The following is a 14,479-nucleotide window of genomic DNA, read 5'->3' on the forward strand; positions in this document are numbered from 1 at the left end:
CTCTGGTCAATCGACCTGCGGTTCCTGGATGTTGAGCTGGGGAAGCTGCCACCGCCCGTCCAGCACCGGCGGCTCGGGCCCGTACACCCGGAGCACGATGGTGAACGGACCACCGGGCGCCGGAAGCCAGTTGGCCGCCTCCGCCGGATCGGTGGGCCGCTCGCGCCGGAGGAACAGGGTGAGCGAGCCGTCCTTCCCGTACACCAGGCCGGGGGTGTGGCTGCCGATCGTGTGGCGGCCGGCCGGGTTCGGCACCAGCAGGCGTTCGGGCAGCCGGTACATGGCCACGGACCAGAAGAACCTGGCCGGCGGGAGCTGCCCGGCCGGGAAGTCGAGGGTGTAGCGGTGCGCGGCGGCGTCCAGCGGACTGTTGCCCTGGTCGTCGGCGAGCCAGTCGGTGCACCAGACCTCCTCGACCGGCAGTCCGTACCGGCCCTGCCGGGCACCCACCGCGCGGGCCAGGTAGTCGCTGCCGAGCTGCGCCCGGGTGCCGAACCAGGCGGTGGAGTCCGGGCCCTTGGCGGTCTCCGCCGCCAGCCGGGCCCGGCCGTCCGCGATGCCCTGCAGCATCGCCTCGCGGACGTCCAGCGGCAGCGCCGCCGGTTCGAAGTCACCTGCACCGACGTCGAGTTCGGACAGCCGGTTGCGCAGTCCGGCCTCGGTGGGCAGCACCGGGAAGAAGCCGAGCAGGAAGTCCAGCAGGACGAAGAACTCCAGCGTCTCCAGCACCTCCGCGTTCCGCCAGACCGGCCAGTGCGGCTCGGGCCTGGCGGGCGGCGGCGGAGTGCCGAGGTGCGCGCTGAGCGGCGTGAGGAGGTACTGCGCCTGGAGCTTCTGCAGCTCGGGCGCATCCTGCGGCCCCGCCAGGTAGGTGCGGCCGAGGATGCCGACCAGCTCGGTGTCCGCCCGCAGGACACCGTCGAAACCCTGGCGGTCGCCCCCGGGCTCGGGTCCCTGGTGGTCACCTACGGGGCCCGGGGGGCTCCCGTCGGCGGCGTGCGGACCGGTGATCAGGTAGCGGCCCGCCGCCTGCCCGGTGGTGCGGGAGCCGATGAAACCGACGTACGAGGTGTCGAGGTCGTGCACCGCGAGGACGTAGTAGCGGTCCATGGCCGGGACTTCCAGCACCCACGGCTCCGCCCGGAGGTCGAGCCAGGCGCAGGAGTACGGGGTGTCGCTGCCGGTCGCCACGAGGTCGACGTCGGCCGGGGCGAACGGGTTCCGATAGTGGCGGAAGACGCCGAAGCCGCCGACGAAACGCGGGTCCGCGTCGTCGACGGCCTGCGCGTACATGATCCGGTAGTTCTCCAGCAGCGCGCAGCCCCAGATCCACGCCTCGGCAGCGGTCTCCCTGATCGTCGCCGGGTCCACGAGCGCCGGGTTGCCCATGCTGCCGTACTCCCCACTGCCTGGTCGGACCGGCCTGATCGCACCGACGGTCGGCCGGCCGGTCGATGAGCCTTTCGGACATTACAGTACAAAGGGGATGCCCGGTGCGGTCCGGAGCCGTGGCACGCCGGGCGTACGGGGGAACCGCCCGAGGACGGCCCACCGGGCCGACACGCCGTACTCCGCTGCGAGTGAACGGACTCTGCCGAAAGTGAACGGCCGTATCGGGAAAGGCCGATGACGCGCAGTCTTTCCGGTATGAACATCCTTGTGCTTGGCGGCACGTCCTTCCTCGGCCGTGCCTACGTCGCCGAGGCGCTGCGCCGCGGCCACCGGGTCACCACCTTCAACCGCGGCCGCACCGGAGCCGACCAGGACGGCGTCGAGGCGGTCCGTGGCGACCGCAACTCGGCCGCCGACCTGGAGCGGCTGGTCGACGGCCGACGCTGGGACGCGGTGGTGGACACCTCCGCTCAGCAGCCCGCCGCCGTCGCTCTCGCCGCCCGGCTGCTGCGGCCGCACGCCGACCGCTACAGCTTCGTCTCCTCGATCCACGCCTTCACCGACTGGCCCGCTCGTCCGGTCGGCGAGGACTCCCCCACCCACCCCTGCCCGGCCGACACCCCACCCGACCAGCCCTCCGCGAACGCGCTCAAGGCCGGCTGCGAGCGCGCCCTGCTCGAACACTTCGGCGCCGAGCAGTCGCTGATCCTCAACTGCGGTCTGCTGATCGGTCCGTACGAGAACATCGGCCGGCTGCCCTGGTGGCTGGAACGGATGGCGCAGGGCGGTCGGGTGGTCGCCCCCGGCAACCCCGACCGGACGATGCAGCTGATCGACGCGCGCGACTTCGCCGCCTTCGGGCTCGACCTTCTCGAACGCGGCGCCGGCGGCCGGTACGTGACCACCGCACCGCCCGGCTCGACCACCATGCGCGAGTGGCTGACCGCCTGCGTGGACGCCACCGGCGGCAGGGCCGAGCTGGTCTGGGTCGGTGACGAGGCCCTGCTCGCGGCCGAGGTCATGCCCTGGGTCGAACTGCCGCTCTGGTCGCCGGACCAGCCCGAGTGGCAGGCCGTCTGGCTGGCCGACACCGCCCGGGCCCGGGCCGCCGGGCTGAACTGCCGCCCGATCGCCGAGTCCGTCCGCGACACCTGGGCGTGGATCCGGCAGCGCGGCCCCCGTACGGAGCCCTACCTCCAGGGGACCGTCCCACTCGGGATCGCGCCGGAGAAGGAGCGCAGCCTGCTGGAACAGGCCGCCTCCTGAGGATCGCCCCGGGACATCGCTCCAGGGGCGCCTTTGCAGGGGCGCGCGGCCGGGCAGCGCCGCGCGCCCCTACAGGAATCCGCTAGCGCGGAGTGGGGAGGCGTTGCAGGAAGACGTCGAAGGCGGTCGGTTTGACCGCCGTGACCCCCGTGAACGGGAAGTCCATCTCCTTGATGACGATCAGCGAGATCACCACCAGACCGCTGAGCGCCAGCACCATCAGGGCGTGCGAGAAGGTGTTGGAGAGGCCGAACAGGAAGGTGAAGCCGATCGTCAGCACGGCTCCCAGGATCAGCGCGGCCCAGAGCAGCGGCGGCACGTCCTCGTCCACCTGACTCAGCCGGGAGCGGCGCTCGGAGGCCAGGCTCTCCAGGTGGCTGACCGCGTGGTCGTAGAGCACCCGCTGCTGGTCGGTGCCGGCCTGGATCGAGAAGACGTCACCGCGGATCCGGTAGACGAGGTCGGTCGCGGCCGGACTGGACTCGTGATGCGCCATCAGCGGCCACTCGGTGTCCTTGACCATCTGGGCGTAGTCGAGGGTGTGCCGCTCCAGCTGCGGGCCCAGTGGAGCGGGAAGTTGACGGGAGATCCAGTAGACCCCGGCCAGTGAGTCGGCCTCCTTGAAGGTGGTCTTGCGGGCCGCGTCGTTGTTCTCCCAGACCGCGATCACCACGAATGCCAGCAGTACCGCGTAGAGCACCCCGACGGCGGCGAAGATGAACCCCGCGACGTCGTTGTGAACCTCGCGTACCGGGTGCGGGATGTAGCGCTGCACCAGGTACAGCGCCGCCGAGACGGCCAGCAGGACGCCGACCAGGATTCCGATGTCCGACAGACTCATGTGCTGTGTTTCCCTGCCCTTGCGGTTGTGCGGAATTGCCGAGGTACGAAGTGGCTGTGGGTGCAAGGGCGGTCGGACCCGGAACCGGGCGCGGGCCCTCAGTGGGTGCGGCGGGTGACCAGTTCGGCCAGCGCGAGCAGGTCGTCGGCGGCCGTCGGGTCGGGGACGGCGGCGGAGAGGTGACCGATCGCGGCCGCCATCCGCTCGCAGGACTCGGTCTGCGCCCAGGCCCGCCCGCCGGCGCCGTCCACCGCTGCGGCCGCGGCCAGCAACTCATCGGCGCTCAAGGGACGTTCGAGCGCATAGAGCTCGGCGAGCACGGCGGCCTCCGCGGTGCCGGAGGACAGGGCGTGGACCACGGGCAGCGACTTCTTACGGGCGGCCAGATCCGCGCCGACCGGCTTTCCGGTGACGGCCGAGTCGCCCCAGATGCCGATCAGGTCGTCGATCAGCTGGAAGGCCAGGCCGATCTCCCGGCCGAAGGCGTCCATCGCCCGCGCCGTGCCCTCGTCGGCGCCCGCGTAGAGCGCGCCGATCGCGCAGGCGCAGCCGAGCAGGGCGCCGGTCTTGCCCTCGGCCATGGCCAGGCACTCGGCGAGGGAGACGTCGTTGCGCTGCTCGAAGGCGCAGTCGCTCTGCTGGCCCTCGCAGAGCTCGACGACGCAGTCGGCGAGGCGGCGGACGGCCGCCGGGGTGGCCGGGTGCTCGTCCTCGGCGAGGGTGCGCAGCGCGAGCGAGTGCAGCGCGTCACCGGCCAGGATGGCCCCGGTGGTGCCGAACACCCGCCAGGCGGTGAGGCGGTGGCGCCGGGTCTGGTCCCGGTCGATGACGTCGTCGTGCAGCAGGGTGAAGTTGTGCACCAGCTCGACGGCGGCTGCCGCCCGGACGGCCTCGGCCGGCCGGCCGCCGACGGCCTGCGCCGCCGCCAGTACCAGGGCCGGACGGATCGCCTTGCCCGAACCGGTGTCCGACGGCGTGCCGTCCGGCTCCCGCCACCCGAAGTGGTACTCCGCGATCCGGCGCGTCGACTCGGGCAGTGTGCCGACCGCCGCGCGCAGCGCCGGGTCGACGAGTGCCCGGGTACGGGCCAGCACATCGGCGGCCTCGTGGCCCTCCCGGTTGCGGCGCTCGAGTGTGAAGATCCCCATGCGTGCTCCTCCCCCAGATCGTTCCGGCTCTCCTGGCGGGCCTCCTGGTGAAGCCGCACCCAGCCACTCCGCCGACCCTGCTGCGGGTCGGATCCTGCACGTGCTCGACCGTTCCTGATCCCGTCCGCTCCTGATCGAGCAGGCGGCCGCTCAGCCGATCCGGGCCACTCCGCCGGTCGCGCTGCCCGTCGTCCCGTCGGTCGCGCCGCCGGTGCTGCCGTCGGCCACTGCGCCGGTCCCACCGCCCGGCGCAGCAGCGGCCAGGGCGCGCACCAGGACACCGGTCGCCTCCCCCGGGAGGTCTCGCACCGCCGCCCCGGACGGCCGTACGGCGGACGCCTCCTCGGCGGACGCGGCCACCGCTCCGCCGATGCTCGCCCCGGGATCCACGGGCCGGGCGCCGATCATGCCGAGGATCCTGGTGCTCGCCGTGCCGAGACCGGTCGGACCGGTCGGCACCCTCGGGACGGTCGGTGAGCTGTCCACTCGGGTCTCCTTCTGCAGTGTCCGGCCGGTGCGGTCGGAGTGGTGACGAACGGAGCAGCGGGGCGTGCCTCGGAGGACTGCAGAGGACTGCATCGAGCACGCCCCGCTCTCCGACCGGATTCCCGGTCGGATTTCCGGCCAGACTTTCACCCGGATTCCGTACCGAATGGGAATCAGCCGGTCGGAATCAGTCGCGCGGACGTGCAACGTCGACATTCTCCAGTACCCCGATCGCATCCGGGACCAGAATGGCGGTGGAGTAGTAGGCGCTGACCAGATAGGAGATGATCGCCTTCTCGTTGATGCCCATGAAGCGCACCGAGAGGCTCGGCTGGTACTCGTCCGGAATGCCCGTCTGGTGCAGACCGATCACACCCTGGTTGTCCTCGCCGGTACGCAGCGCGATGATCGAGCTGGTGTGCCCGTCCACGATCGGAATCTTGTTGCAGGAGAAGATCGGCACACCGCGCCAGGCCGGGACCTGGTGACCCTGGACCTCGGTCGGCGTCGGGTAGAGCCCGCGCTTGCTGCACTCCCGGCCGAAGGCGGCGATCGCCTTCGGGTGGGCGAGGAACATCTTGGTGCCCCGGCGGCGGCTGAGCAGGTCGTCCATGTCGTCCGGGGTGGGCGGGCCGGAGTGGGTCTGGATCCGCTGGTCGTACTCGGCGTTCTGCAGCAGCCCGAAGTCGCGGTTGTTGATCAGCTCGTGCTCCTGGCACTCGCGGAGCGCCTCGATCGTCAGCCGCAGCTGCTGCTCGATCTGGTTCATCGGCTGGTTGTAGAGGTCGGCGACCCGGCTGTGGACCTGGAGCACCGTCTGCGCGATGCTCAGCTCGTACTCCCGGGGGGCGAGCTCGTAGTCCACGTACGTACCGGGGAGTTCGTACTCGCCCTCGTGGCCGGCGGACAGCTCGATCTCGGCCTCGCCGTGCTTGTTCTGCGACTGCTGGGCGTCGGCCAGGTAGGCGGAGATCTGGTCGCGCAGCGCCTCCGAGCGATCCACCAGCTGCTGGAATGCCGGCCAGGACAGCGTGAGCACCGTACCGGCGGTGGCCGCCTTGACCGAGTAGTCCCAGAGCGCGTCGCTCTGCCGGACGGCCTCGTCGCCGAGGTGGTCGCCGTCGGCCAGCACGCCGAGCACGGTGGTGTGGCCGTACTTGCCGCTGCCGATCTTGTTGACCTTGCCGTGCGCGATCAGGAACACCTCCTCGATCGGCTGCCCGGCCTCGACGAGCACCTCACCGGCCGCGAAGTCCCGCTGGGTGAACCGGCCCGCCAGCTCCTCCAGCACCGCGTCGTCCTCGAAGCCGCGCAGCACGGGCACCTCGCGCAGCGACGGCGGAACGATCCTGACCTCCGCACCGGTCTTCACAAAGCTCACCCGGCCGCGCCCGACCGCATAACTGAGCCGGCGGTTCACCCGGTAGGTACCACCGGAGACCTGCACCCACGGCAGCATCTTGAGCAGCCAGCGGGAGCTGATGCCCTGCATCTGCGGCTCGGACTTGGTGGTCGTGGCCAGATTCCGAGCGCCGGCCGTGCCGAGGCTGGTCTGCTGCCGGTTCTGCGGCTGACCGCTCTGAGCAGGAATACCGAGATTGGTTTCGGTCGTCATTAGAGTGATCCTCCGCATGAGCGCATGAGTGTCGCTTACTCCACACATGTTGAGCCCAAATGGAGTCATCCACAATCACTCTTTCGAGTGGCCGGAATAGGTGTCAAATTAGTACGACTGGCTCATGTGATCGATAACTATTCGGCCGTTCGATCGATTCAGCGACAATCCAGCACGTCAGCGCGCCATGGAAGATCGAACAGTCGCACGCGAACGGCCGGGGTCGCGGATCTCACCGCCACCCCGGCCGTCGACACGCACCCGCCCGCCGGTACTCCCGCGGACACCGCTGCAACCGCGTCGGCAGGTACGCCCGGAGGGACGCCTACAGCGATATCTACAGGTGCGCCTTCAGGTACTCCGAGACGTTCCGGCACCACTCCATGAGCTCCTCGCGGTGGTGCATCCGCCCCTGGGACAGGGCGCCGACCTGGGCATCGGTGAGCCGGTCGGGGCCCGGCTGCGCCAGCAGGTTCGAGATCTCCCGCAGTGTCGTCGCCAGCTGCTCGGCATCCGAGTGGCTGAGCATCACCAGCGCGTCGGTGTGGCCAATCGTCATGGAACCAGGCATTGCGCCCTCCTACAGTCGGCCCCCGTCCGGTCGGACCCCCATCCACGGTACGACCGGCCGCCCGGCGGATGCATCCGGTGCGCGCCTCCCGCGCCGACCACGGCCGCCGCGTTATCAACGAAAGGACAAACAGCGACAAACCACCCAGCGGAGTCTGCCGTGCCCCTCCTCACCCGAGCCCCGCAGCCGTTCTTACTCACCCCCGACGACTCCGGCCTGATCGCCGAGATCGAGGCGTACCTGGCCTCCCTCCCCACCTCCGCGCGGATCGCGGTCCCGTACGTCTGCGCCTACGGGAGGGTCCGGCAACCGTGGAACGCCGACCAGCCGGTCCCCCGGCCGACCCTGCTCGACCGGATCGTCCGCCGCCCCGCCCGGCCGGTCCCCGTCAGCGTGGCCGACCACCTGCGGCTCGCCTCGCGCTACATCGCCTTCCACGGCTGGCTGCAGGGCGCGATGTGGGACAGCGCCGGACGGGTCTGCCTGCTCGGCGCCCAGGCGGCGGTCCTCGCCCACGGCTACGGCACGCCCGACGACGCCCGACGCGCCCGTGTCCAGGTGATGGAGGTGCTGCGCAGTGCCGGGCAGCCCGCAGACTCCCCCGACGAGTACAACGACGCCCCGACCACCCGGCAGGCCGACATCCACCAGCTGCTCGGCCAGGCGGCCACCAGGGCGCACCGCCTCGGCATCTAGGCGCCGAGGGCCGTCGGCCTCGGTGTTCCGGCTTCGCCAAGCCGCGAGGCGGCGGTGTACGGTCGGGACTCGTTCGGCGTGTCGGCTCCGTTCGGCGCACCGATCTCGTCCGGTTCGGTGGATCCGCTCGACGCGCTTGTTCGGTCCGGTCGTTCGGTGCGGTCGTTCAGTGTGCTCGGGAGACGTAAGGGTGGCGTGTCGATGACCCCTCGCCGGAGCGCCGACCCCGGAGCGCGGACCTTCGTCGAGGAGGCCCGCCGCCGGCAGATCATCGAGTGCACGATCGACCTGATCTCCACCCGTGGCTACCCGGCGACCTCGCTCTCGGCCATCGCCGAGGAGGCGGGCATCTCCAAGTCGGCGGTGCTGTACCACTTCTCCTCGAAGGACAACGTCACCCGGGCGACGCTCGACCACGTCTTCGAGCAGTTCACCGCGCACATCCGGGAGCGGGTGGAACGGGAGTCCGACCCGCTCGCCGCCGTGATCGCCTATCTGCGCGCGATGATCGGCTACCAGCAGGCCAACCGCCGCCATGTCCGGGTGATCACCGAGATGCTGCTGGACGACCACGGCGGCACCCGGCTCAAGACACCCGGCTCCCACGACACCAACGGCCGCTGGCAGACGCTGGCCGCCCTGCTCGCCGCCGGACAGCAGGCCGGCCGGCTGCGCGAGTTCGACACCCGGGTGACGGCGCTGACCATCGGTGGCGCGATCGACAGCGTCATCTCGCACTGGCTGGTCCACCCGGAGCTCGATCTCGACGCCGCCGCAGCCGAGTTGGAGACCTTCACCCTGAACGCCATCGAGCGCCGGGACTAGGGACTGCGGTGTACGGGCCGTTCCGCCGCCGACGGCGTGCCGGCACCCGGCACCGCCTCTTCGCGCAGCTCCAGGCCCGGACTGACGTGCGGGGTCGGCAGGTTCATCGTCCGACGATCCGCCGGAGCCAGCGGGAACGGGCGTCGCGGGCATCCTGGCTGAGGACTGCGCGCGGTGCGAGTGTGTCGAAGCCGTGGAAGGCGCCCGGCCATACGTGCAGTTCGGCCTCGCCGCCGGCCTGCCAGATCGCATCGGCATAGGCCACGGCCTCGTCCCTGAAGGTCTCGGCCGACCCGACCTCGACGTAGGCCGGGGGCAGCTCGGACAGATCCGTGGCGCGGGCAGCAGCCGCGTAGGGTGGCAGGTCGGCAGCGCCGTACCGGTCGCCCAGCAGTGCCTGCCACGCGGTGGCGTTGGAGGTTCGGTCCCAGATGTCGCGGCCGGCCATCTGGTGGCTGGAGAAGGTGTTGTTGCGGTCGTCGAGCATCGGGCTCAGGAGCAGTTGGCCGATCGGAGCCGGCCCGCCGCGGTCGCGGGTCAGCAGGGCGAGTGCTGCGGCGAGTCCACCGCCGGCGCTCTTCCCTCCGACAATGACGCGGTCCGCGTCGAGGCCCAGTCCGGCCGCGTGATCAGCGGCCCAGACCAGCCCGGCATAACAGTCCTCCACGGGTCCGAGGTACTGCGTCTGCGGCGCCAGTCGGTACTCGACGGAGATGACGGCGAGTTGCAGCGGGAGAGCCCATTCGCGAAGCAGCCGTGGAAGTACGGACCAGGCATTGCCCATGATCATTCCGCCGCCGTGCATGTAGTACAGGAGCGGCAGTGGCCCGGCGATCCCGGCGGGCCGTGCGCTGACGAGCCCGACCTCCCTCCCGTCCCGAGCTCCCGGCAGGCGCAGTTCCTCCACCTCGAACCGGCCGTCGGCCTGGAGCTCCCGAACCGTCGGCCTGGGCCGGGCCGCAGCATCCCGCTCCTGCCTGGCCGCAAGGCCCTCCGGGGTGACCGGCTCTCTCGCCGCCTCTCCCATGGCCGCCAGCACGGCACGCAGCTCCGGGTCGAAGGGCGGCGCGTGCCGAGCCATCGAGGCAGGGCCGTGCTCCAACGGCATTCCATCGGCACCCACGACAGGACCTCCCCCAGGTCGAGGGATGCCCGGCGGCATCCCGACCGGGACAGCTTGCCAGCCTGACCGCGCCCGTGGCGCTCCCGGTAATCGGCCTGGTCGAACTCCGGTGGCCGGGAGACCGTGCCCGCCGGGCGCCACCTCCGCGCGAAGGCGGGTGCGCGTTCCGGGCGCAGGCCGACGCCGCCCAGGCCGGCGGTCACGGCGCGCAGGGCGGGCAGGCGTTGCAGTGCACGGAGCGGCACCGGGAGGCGGACGGTATCGAGTGTTCCTTCGAGGGCGGGCCTGAGCAGCATCTCGTGTTCGCCGAGCTGCGACTTCTGCGCGACGGCCACCGGGAGCCGGCCATGGTGACGGTGTGCCGGCCGAGCTGGATCCGCATCTCCTCCAGTCTGCGGGCCGGGAGTTCGGCGAAGCGCCGGCCGAGGCCGAGTTCGTCCAGCAGCCGCAGGGTGGAGGGGTGGACGGTGTCCCCCCGGAAGTCCCACAGGAAGTCACCGTGCTTCTCCAGCACGGTCACCTCGACCCCGGCCCGGGCCAGTAGCAGCCCGAGCATCATCCCGGCCGGACCGCCCCCCACCACACAGCACGTCGTCCGTTCGATGCCTAGGCTCCCCTCGCAGCCTGACCGATTGGTCAGCCAACTGACCGCTCGGTCAGGCTAGCACTCACCGCCCCCGCCGCCGCCACCCCCGTCAGGCTGGCAGCGATCGCCAAATCACCACATCAGCAAGGAAGATGAAGGATCATCAGGTGATGGCTCAATCACCTGCCCCGGTCTGCACCCGTGGCTATCCTGGACGGGGCGTGCCACAGCTGCGGCGACCCGGCAGCCGTAGGCGCGCTCGGACCTGGGGGAACCATGCGTCTTCGCACGCGAGTGGCCGTCGTGGGCGCCGGCCCGGCCGGACTCACCCTGGCCAACGTCCTGCAGCAGGCCGGCATCGACTGCGTCGTGGTGGAGCGGCAGACCCGTGCCTACGTCGAGGCGCGCGCCCGGGCGGGCCTGATCGACCACCGGACCGTCGGGTTCCTGGCCGACCACGGGCTCGCCGACCGGCTGCTCGCCGAGGGCCAGGAGCACGGCAGCTGCGAATTCCGCCATCGGGGCGAGCGCTTCTCGGTCCGCTACCGGGACCTCTCCGCAGAGCGCTCCCACCACGTGTACCCGCAGCAGTTCCTGGTCCGCGACCTGGTGGCCGCCTATCTCGCGGGCGGCGGCACCCTGCTCTTCTCCCACCCGGCCGTGGACCTGGACGGCCTGGACGGCGACCGGCCGGTCCTGCGCTGCGAGCCGGACGAGGCGGAACCGCTGGACATCGAGTGCGACTTCGTCGCGGGCTGCGACGGCTTCTACGGGGTGTCGCGGCAGGCGGTGCCCGCCGGCAGGCTGAACACCTTCGCCAAGGACCACGAGTTCGGCTGGCTCGCCATCCTGGCCGAGACCCCACCGGTCGGCGAGGAGGTCATCTACGCCCTGCACGAGGACGGCTTCGCGGGCCACATGCTGCGTACGCCGTCGGTGACCCGCTTCTACCTCCAGTGCCCGGTCGGCGACCGGCCGGAGAACTGGCCCGACGAGCGGATCTGGCCCGCGCTGCACCGCCGCCTCGGCCTGACGGACACCGAACTGAAGCCGGGCCCGATCACCGAGAAGAACGTCCTGGACATGCGCAGCTTCGTGGTCGAGCCGATGCAGCACGGCAGGCTCTTCCTGCTCGGCGACGCCGCGCACATCATCACCCCGGCCGGCGGCAAGGGCATGAACCTGGCCATCGCCGACGCCGCGGAGCTGGCGGCCAGGCTGCTCGCCCACTACCGCGGCGCGGGCACCGGCGTCCTCGACGGCTACTCCGCCGCCTGCCTGCCGCGGATCTGGCAGGCCCAGGAGTTCTCGCACTGGCTGCTGCACCTGCTGCACAGCCCGGCGGCCGGGCAGCCCGACTCGGCCTTCATGCACCGGCTCCAGCTGTCCCGGCTGGCTCAACTCCGGTACTCGCCCCCGTACACGGCGATGTTCTCGGACAGCTACGTGGGCCCGTTCGACCCCCCGGCCGCCTCCTGGCCCCAAGCTGCGGACCGGAGGTAGTTCCTGTTCCCGCAGAACGGGAGCGCCCGGCATGTGCGGCACCGGCGCTGCACCGGTCTAACTCAGCTGCTCAGCAGGCTGGTTACTCACGGTGGACCAAGGCAATGCGCCACACCTGCGGGCAGACGGCCGAACTCCCGGCGAGAACTTCCACTCATCCGTTCCGTCCGCGCCCGACGTCCTGACCCGCCGCCCGCACCGGGTGCGCCGCCGCTTGGCTGATCGCGTTCTTGTCGCTGCCGCACTGGGCATGCTGATCTCGGGTCAGGGCCGATGCGCATGAGGGGGCGGCATGGAGGAACTGACGGTCAAGCCGTGGCGGGTGCCGGGCAAGGACCGGTTGTACGTGAACCGGCCCGGGGTGCGCGGGGATTCGGTCGCGTGGCTCGACTGTCAGACCGGGGTGGTCACGATCGACGATCCCGGCTGCGAAGCCGCCGCACTCGCGCTGATCGAGTCGTGGTGCCACACCTGCGGGAGGACCATCCCGCCGCGCGTGGTGCGACGCGGGACGGCGCCGCCGCCCACGCCGGTCCCGACTCGGCGTCCCCCGGTCGGCTCACCCGTACTGCCGCCCCTCACCAGCGCCGACGACCTTGCCGGCAACCAGCCCGGCGCCGGCATGGAGGGCATGCTCAGAGAGAGCCAGAAGCAGTACAACCGGGTCGTACGGCTCGCGGCCAGACTCACGGGGCAGCGCCTGGGAGACCCCAGCATCCTCAAGGGCCTGGACGGCGAGAGGGCCGTCGGTGCCTGCCTGGAGCGGCTGAAGCCCGCCGGCTGGCGGGTACTGCACGGGATTCCGCTACCGACCGGATCGGACATCGACCACGTGGTCATCGGTCCGCCGGGCGTCTTCACCGTCAACTCCAAGCACCACCCCGACGCCTCGGTGTGGGTGGGCGACGGTGCCATCAAGGTCAACCGGAGCGGCCTCCCGTACCTGCAGAACTCCGAGTTCGAGGCCGGCCGAACGGCAAAACTGCTGTCCCACTGGTGCGGGTTCGACGTACCCGTTCGCCCGGTCATCGCGCTGGTCGGCACGCGGAAGATCACCCACGCCGCCAGCGCACCCACGGTGGACGTCATCGACGGCGAGCAGATCGCCGTGATCCTGCCCTCCCGGCCGCCGGTCCTCACACCGGGTCAGCTGGAGCAGATCTACGCGGTGGCCCGCCACCGGTACGTGTGGAGCCGACTGGGCAGGCGCCCGCGCAGCCGGTGACCCGGCCCGCCTCGGACAGACCACCAAGCTACGGCGACAGCCACCACACCGCCGCCCCCGGACAGCACAGAGGGCCGGCACCCGAAGATGCCGAAGGTCCTCCAGCCCTCGGCCGGGCTGACCTACACGCTCGACGTCAACAAGAAGGGCGCCGACCGTGTCGTCGTCTCCTCGATCAAGCTGAACGGCACCCTGATCGACCCGGCGGCCTCCTATCGCGTCGCAGCCAACGAGTTCCTCGCCGGCGGCGGCGACGGCTTCCCCGCCTTTGCGGCCGGCACGGACAGGCTCGTCGGCCCCTCCGACCCGGACCTCTTCACGGGCTACCTCGGCACCAACAGCAAGCCGGGCACCCCGCCGACCCTCCCGGCGCAGAACCCGCATCAAGATCATCGGCGTCGGCAGCGACCAGGACTGACGGCGGGTAGTACCCACGTCGCACCAGCGCCCCGGGCCGGGGGACTCACCGGCCCAGGGCCAGGCGGATGCCGAAGCCGATGAACACCAGGCCCAGGCCGAGATCCACCCAGCGCAGCAGGGAGCGTCGGCCGCCGGAGGAGCGCCGGTCCGCGAGGGCGCCGATCCGGACCACCCCCTCGGTGAGGGTGATCAGCCAGAACGAGCCGAGAGTCAGGTACACCACGCTGAGGACGGCCATCGAGCGCCCGGGCGATTGGCCGGCCGGGACGAACTGCGGGAGGAAAGCCAGCAGGAACAGGCCCACCTTGGGATTCGTACCGGTGCAGGCCAGGCCCCTGAGGTAGGCGCGCCACCGGCCCACGGTCTCCGGTGGTCCCGCCGTCGCCGCGCCGGGATCGGCGGGAGGCGGGCGGAGGGCGCTGCTCGCCGCCCGCACGCCCCAGTAGCAGAGCAACGCGGCGCCGGCCCACTGCACCGCGAGGAAGAGCCCGCTGTCGGCGGTCAGCAGGAGCGAGACACCGAGGACGGAGAAGGTCGCCTGCAGACCGCCCGCAGTGATCATCCCGGCGGCGGCGGAGAGCGGCGCGACCCGGCCCCGGGTGCCGAGTGCCAGGCGCGCAATCAGGGCGGCGTCCGGCCCTGGAGTGATGATGACCAGCAGCGAGCTGGCCAGGAAGACGCCGCTGATCATCGCGGGAGGAACATTCTTCAAGCCCCTTGGGAACGGTGCGGAACGGCTCAGCAGGACGACTGCGGGCAGCCGGTGCCGGTGCCCGCAGTCG

Annotated in this window: 14 protein-coding genes and 1 pseudogene; 6 read left to right on the forward strand and 9 right to left on the reverse strand. The window is 71.3% G+C overall.

Annotated elements, in window-relative coordinates; genetic code table 11:
• Positions 1-6: 6 nt before the first annotated feature.
• Positions 7-1,389: a DUF1254 domain-containing protein gene (locus UK12_RS10980; RefSeq protein ID WP_052681799.1), complete on the reverse strand. Its 1,383-nt coding sequence runs from the start codon at positions 1,387-1,389 to the stop codon at positions 7-9.
• Between the two features lie 258 nt (positions 1,390-1,647).
• Here UK12_RS10980 and UK12_RS10985 point away from each other — a divergent pair, with 258 nt between their 5' ends.
• A complete protein-coding gene (locus UK12_RS10985) occupies positions 1,648-2,658 on the forward strand; it encodes an NAD-dependent epimerase/dehydratase family protein (protein WP_045302331.1) in 1,011 nt (336 codons plus the stop codon).
• An 82-nt stretch (positions 2,659-2,740) separates the two neighbouring features.
• Here UK12_RS10985 and UK12_RS10990 read toward each other — a convergent pair whose 3' ends face one another.
• The 5 genes from UK12_RS10990 to UK12_RS11010 form a co-directional block, all read right to left on the reverse strand.
• Entirely contained in the window at positions 2,741-3,499 is a 759-nt protein-coding gene (locus UK12_RS10990) for a bestrophin-like domain (protein WP_045302333.1), read from the reverse strand.
• Between the two features lie 98 nt (positions 3,500-3,597).
• Positions 3,598-4,647 (reverse strand): family 2 encapsulin nanocompartment cargo protein polyprenyl transferase, encoded by a 1,050-nt coding sequence (locus UK12_RS10995; RefSeq protein ID WP_045302335.1) that lies wholly within the window; start codon positions 4,645-4,647, stop codon positions 3,598-3,600.
• Between the two features lie 150 nt (positions 4,648-4,797).
• Complete coding sequence (locus tag UK12_RS11000; protein ID WP_045302336.1) at positions 4,798-5,133, reverse strand: hypothetical protein; 336 nt, start codon at positions 5,131-5,133, stop codon at positions 4,798-4,800.
• A gap of 187 nt (positions 5,134-5,320) precedes the next feature.
• Positions 5,321-6,748 carry a family 2B encapsulin nanocompartment shell protein gene (locus tag UK12_RS11005; protein ID WP_045302338.1) on the reverse strand — a complete coding sequence of 476 codons (1,428 nt, stop codon included), beginning with the start codon at positions 6,746-6,748 and terminating at the stop codon, positions 5,321-5,323.
• A 337-nt stretch (positions 6,749-7,085) separates the two neighbouring features.
• The gene (locus tag UK12_RS11010; protein ID WP_052681800.1) at positions 7,086-7,307 is read right to left on the reverse strand and encodes a hypothetical protein; all 222 of its coding nucleotides are present in this window, start codon (positions 7,305-7,307) and stop codon (positions 7,086-7,088) included.
• 171 nt (positions 7,308-7,478) lie between these two features.
• Between UK12_RS11010 and UK12_RS11015 the strand changes: the two genes are divergently transcribed.
• Together UK12_RS11015 and UK12_RS11020 are read left to right on the forward strand one after the other, a co-directional pair.
• Positions 7,479-8,015, forward strand: coding sequence for a DUF6197 family protein (locus tag UK12_RS11015; RefSeq protein ID WP_045302342.1), 537 nt, complete (start codon positions 7,479-7,481; stop codon positions 8,013-8,015).
• 201 nt (positions 8,016-8,216) lie between these two features.
• The gene (locus tag UK12_RS11020) at positions 8,217-8,840 is read left to right on the forward strand and encodes a TetR/AcrR family transcriptional regulator (RefSeq protein WP_045302405.1); all 624 of its coding nucleotides are present in this window, start codon (positions 8,217-8,219) and stop codon (positions 8,838-8,840) included.
• 103 nt (positions 8,841-8,943) lie between these two features.
• Here UK12_RS11020 and UK12_RS11025 read toward each other — a convergent pair whose 3' ends face one another.
• Both UK12_RS11025 and UK12_RS37765 read right to left on the reverse strand, forming a co-directional pair.
• Positions 8,944-9,963 carry an alpha/beta hydrolase gene (locus tag UK12_RS11025; protein WP_231591144.1) on the reverse strand — a complete coding sequence of 340 codons (1,020 nt, stop codon included), beginning with the start codon at positions 9,961-9,963 and terminating at the stop codon, positions 8,944-8,946.
• Between the two features lie 379 nt (positions 9,964-10,342).
• Positions 10,343-10,567: pseudogene (locus UK12_RS37765) on the reverse strand (FAD-dependent monooxygenase); the annotation flags it as partial.
• Between the two features lie 258 nt (positions 10,568-10,825).
• Between UK12_RS37765 and UK12_RS11035 the strand changes: the two are divergent.
• The 3 genes from UK12_RS11035 to UK12_RS11045 all read left to right on the forward strand — a co-directional run bounded on the left by UK12_RS11035 (position 10,826) and on the right by UK12_RS11045 (position 13,778).
• Positions 10,826-12,052: a 4-hydroxybenzoate 3-monooxygenase gene (locus UK12_RS11035; protein ID WP_045302347.1), complete on the forward strand. Its 1,227-nt coding sequence runs from the start codon at positions 10,826-10,828 to the stop codon at positions 12,050-12,052.
• Between the two features lie 292 nt (positions 12,053-12,344).
• Complete coding sequence (locus UK12_RS11040) at positions 12,345-13,277, forward strand: nuclease-related domain-containing protein (RefSeq protein ID WP_045302349.1); 933 nt, start codon at positions 12,345-12,347, stop codon at positions 13,275-13,277.
• Positions 13,278-13,364: 87 nt separating this feature from the next.
• Positions 13,365-13,778 (forward strand): 5'-nucleotidase C-terminal domain-containing protein, encoded by a 414-nt coding sequence (locus tag UK12_RS11045; protein WP_045302351.1) that lies wholly within the window; start codon positions 13,365-13,367, stop codon positions 13,776-13,778.
• Here the strand turns inward: UK12_RS11045 and UK12_RS36500 are convergent.
• Entirely contained in the window at positions 13,741-14,409 is a 669-nt protein-coding gene (locus UK12_RS36500; RefSeq protein ID WP_156178654.1) for a LysE family translocator, read from the reverse strand. The two genes, UK12_RS11045 and UK12_RS36500, sit on opposite strands and share 38 nt — an antisense overlap.
• Positions 14,410-14,479 lie beyond the last annotated feature (70 nt).

The organism is Saccharothrix sp. ST-888 (genome assembly GCF_000955975.1).
Classification (GTDB): Bacteria; Actinomycetota; Actinomycetes; order Streptomycetales; family Streptomycetaceae; genus Kitasatospora.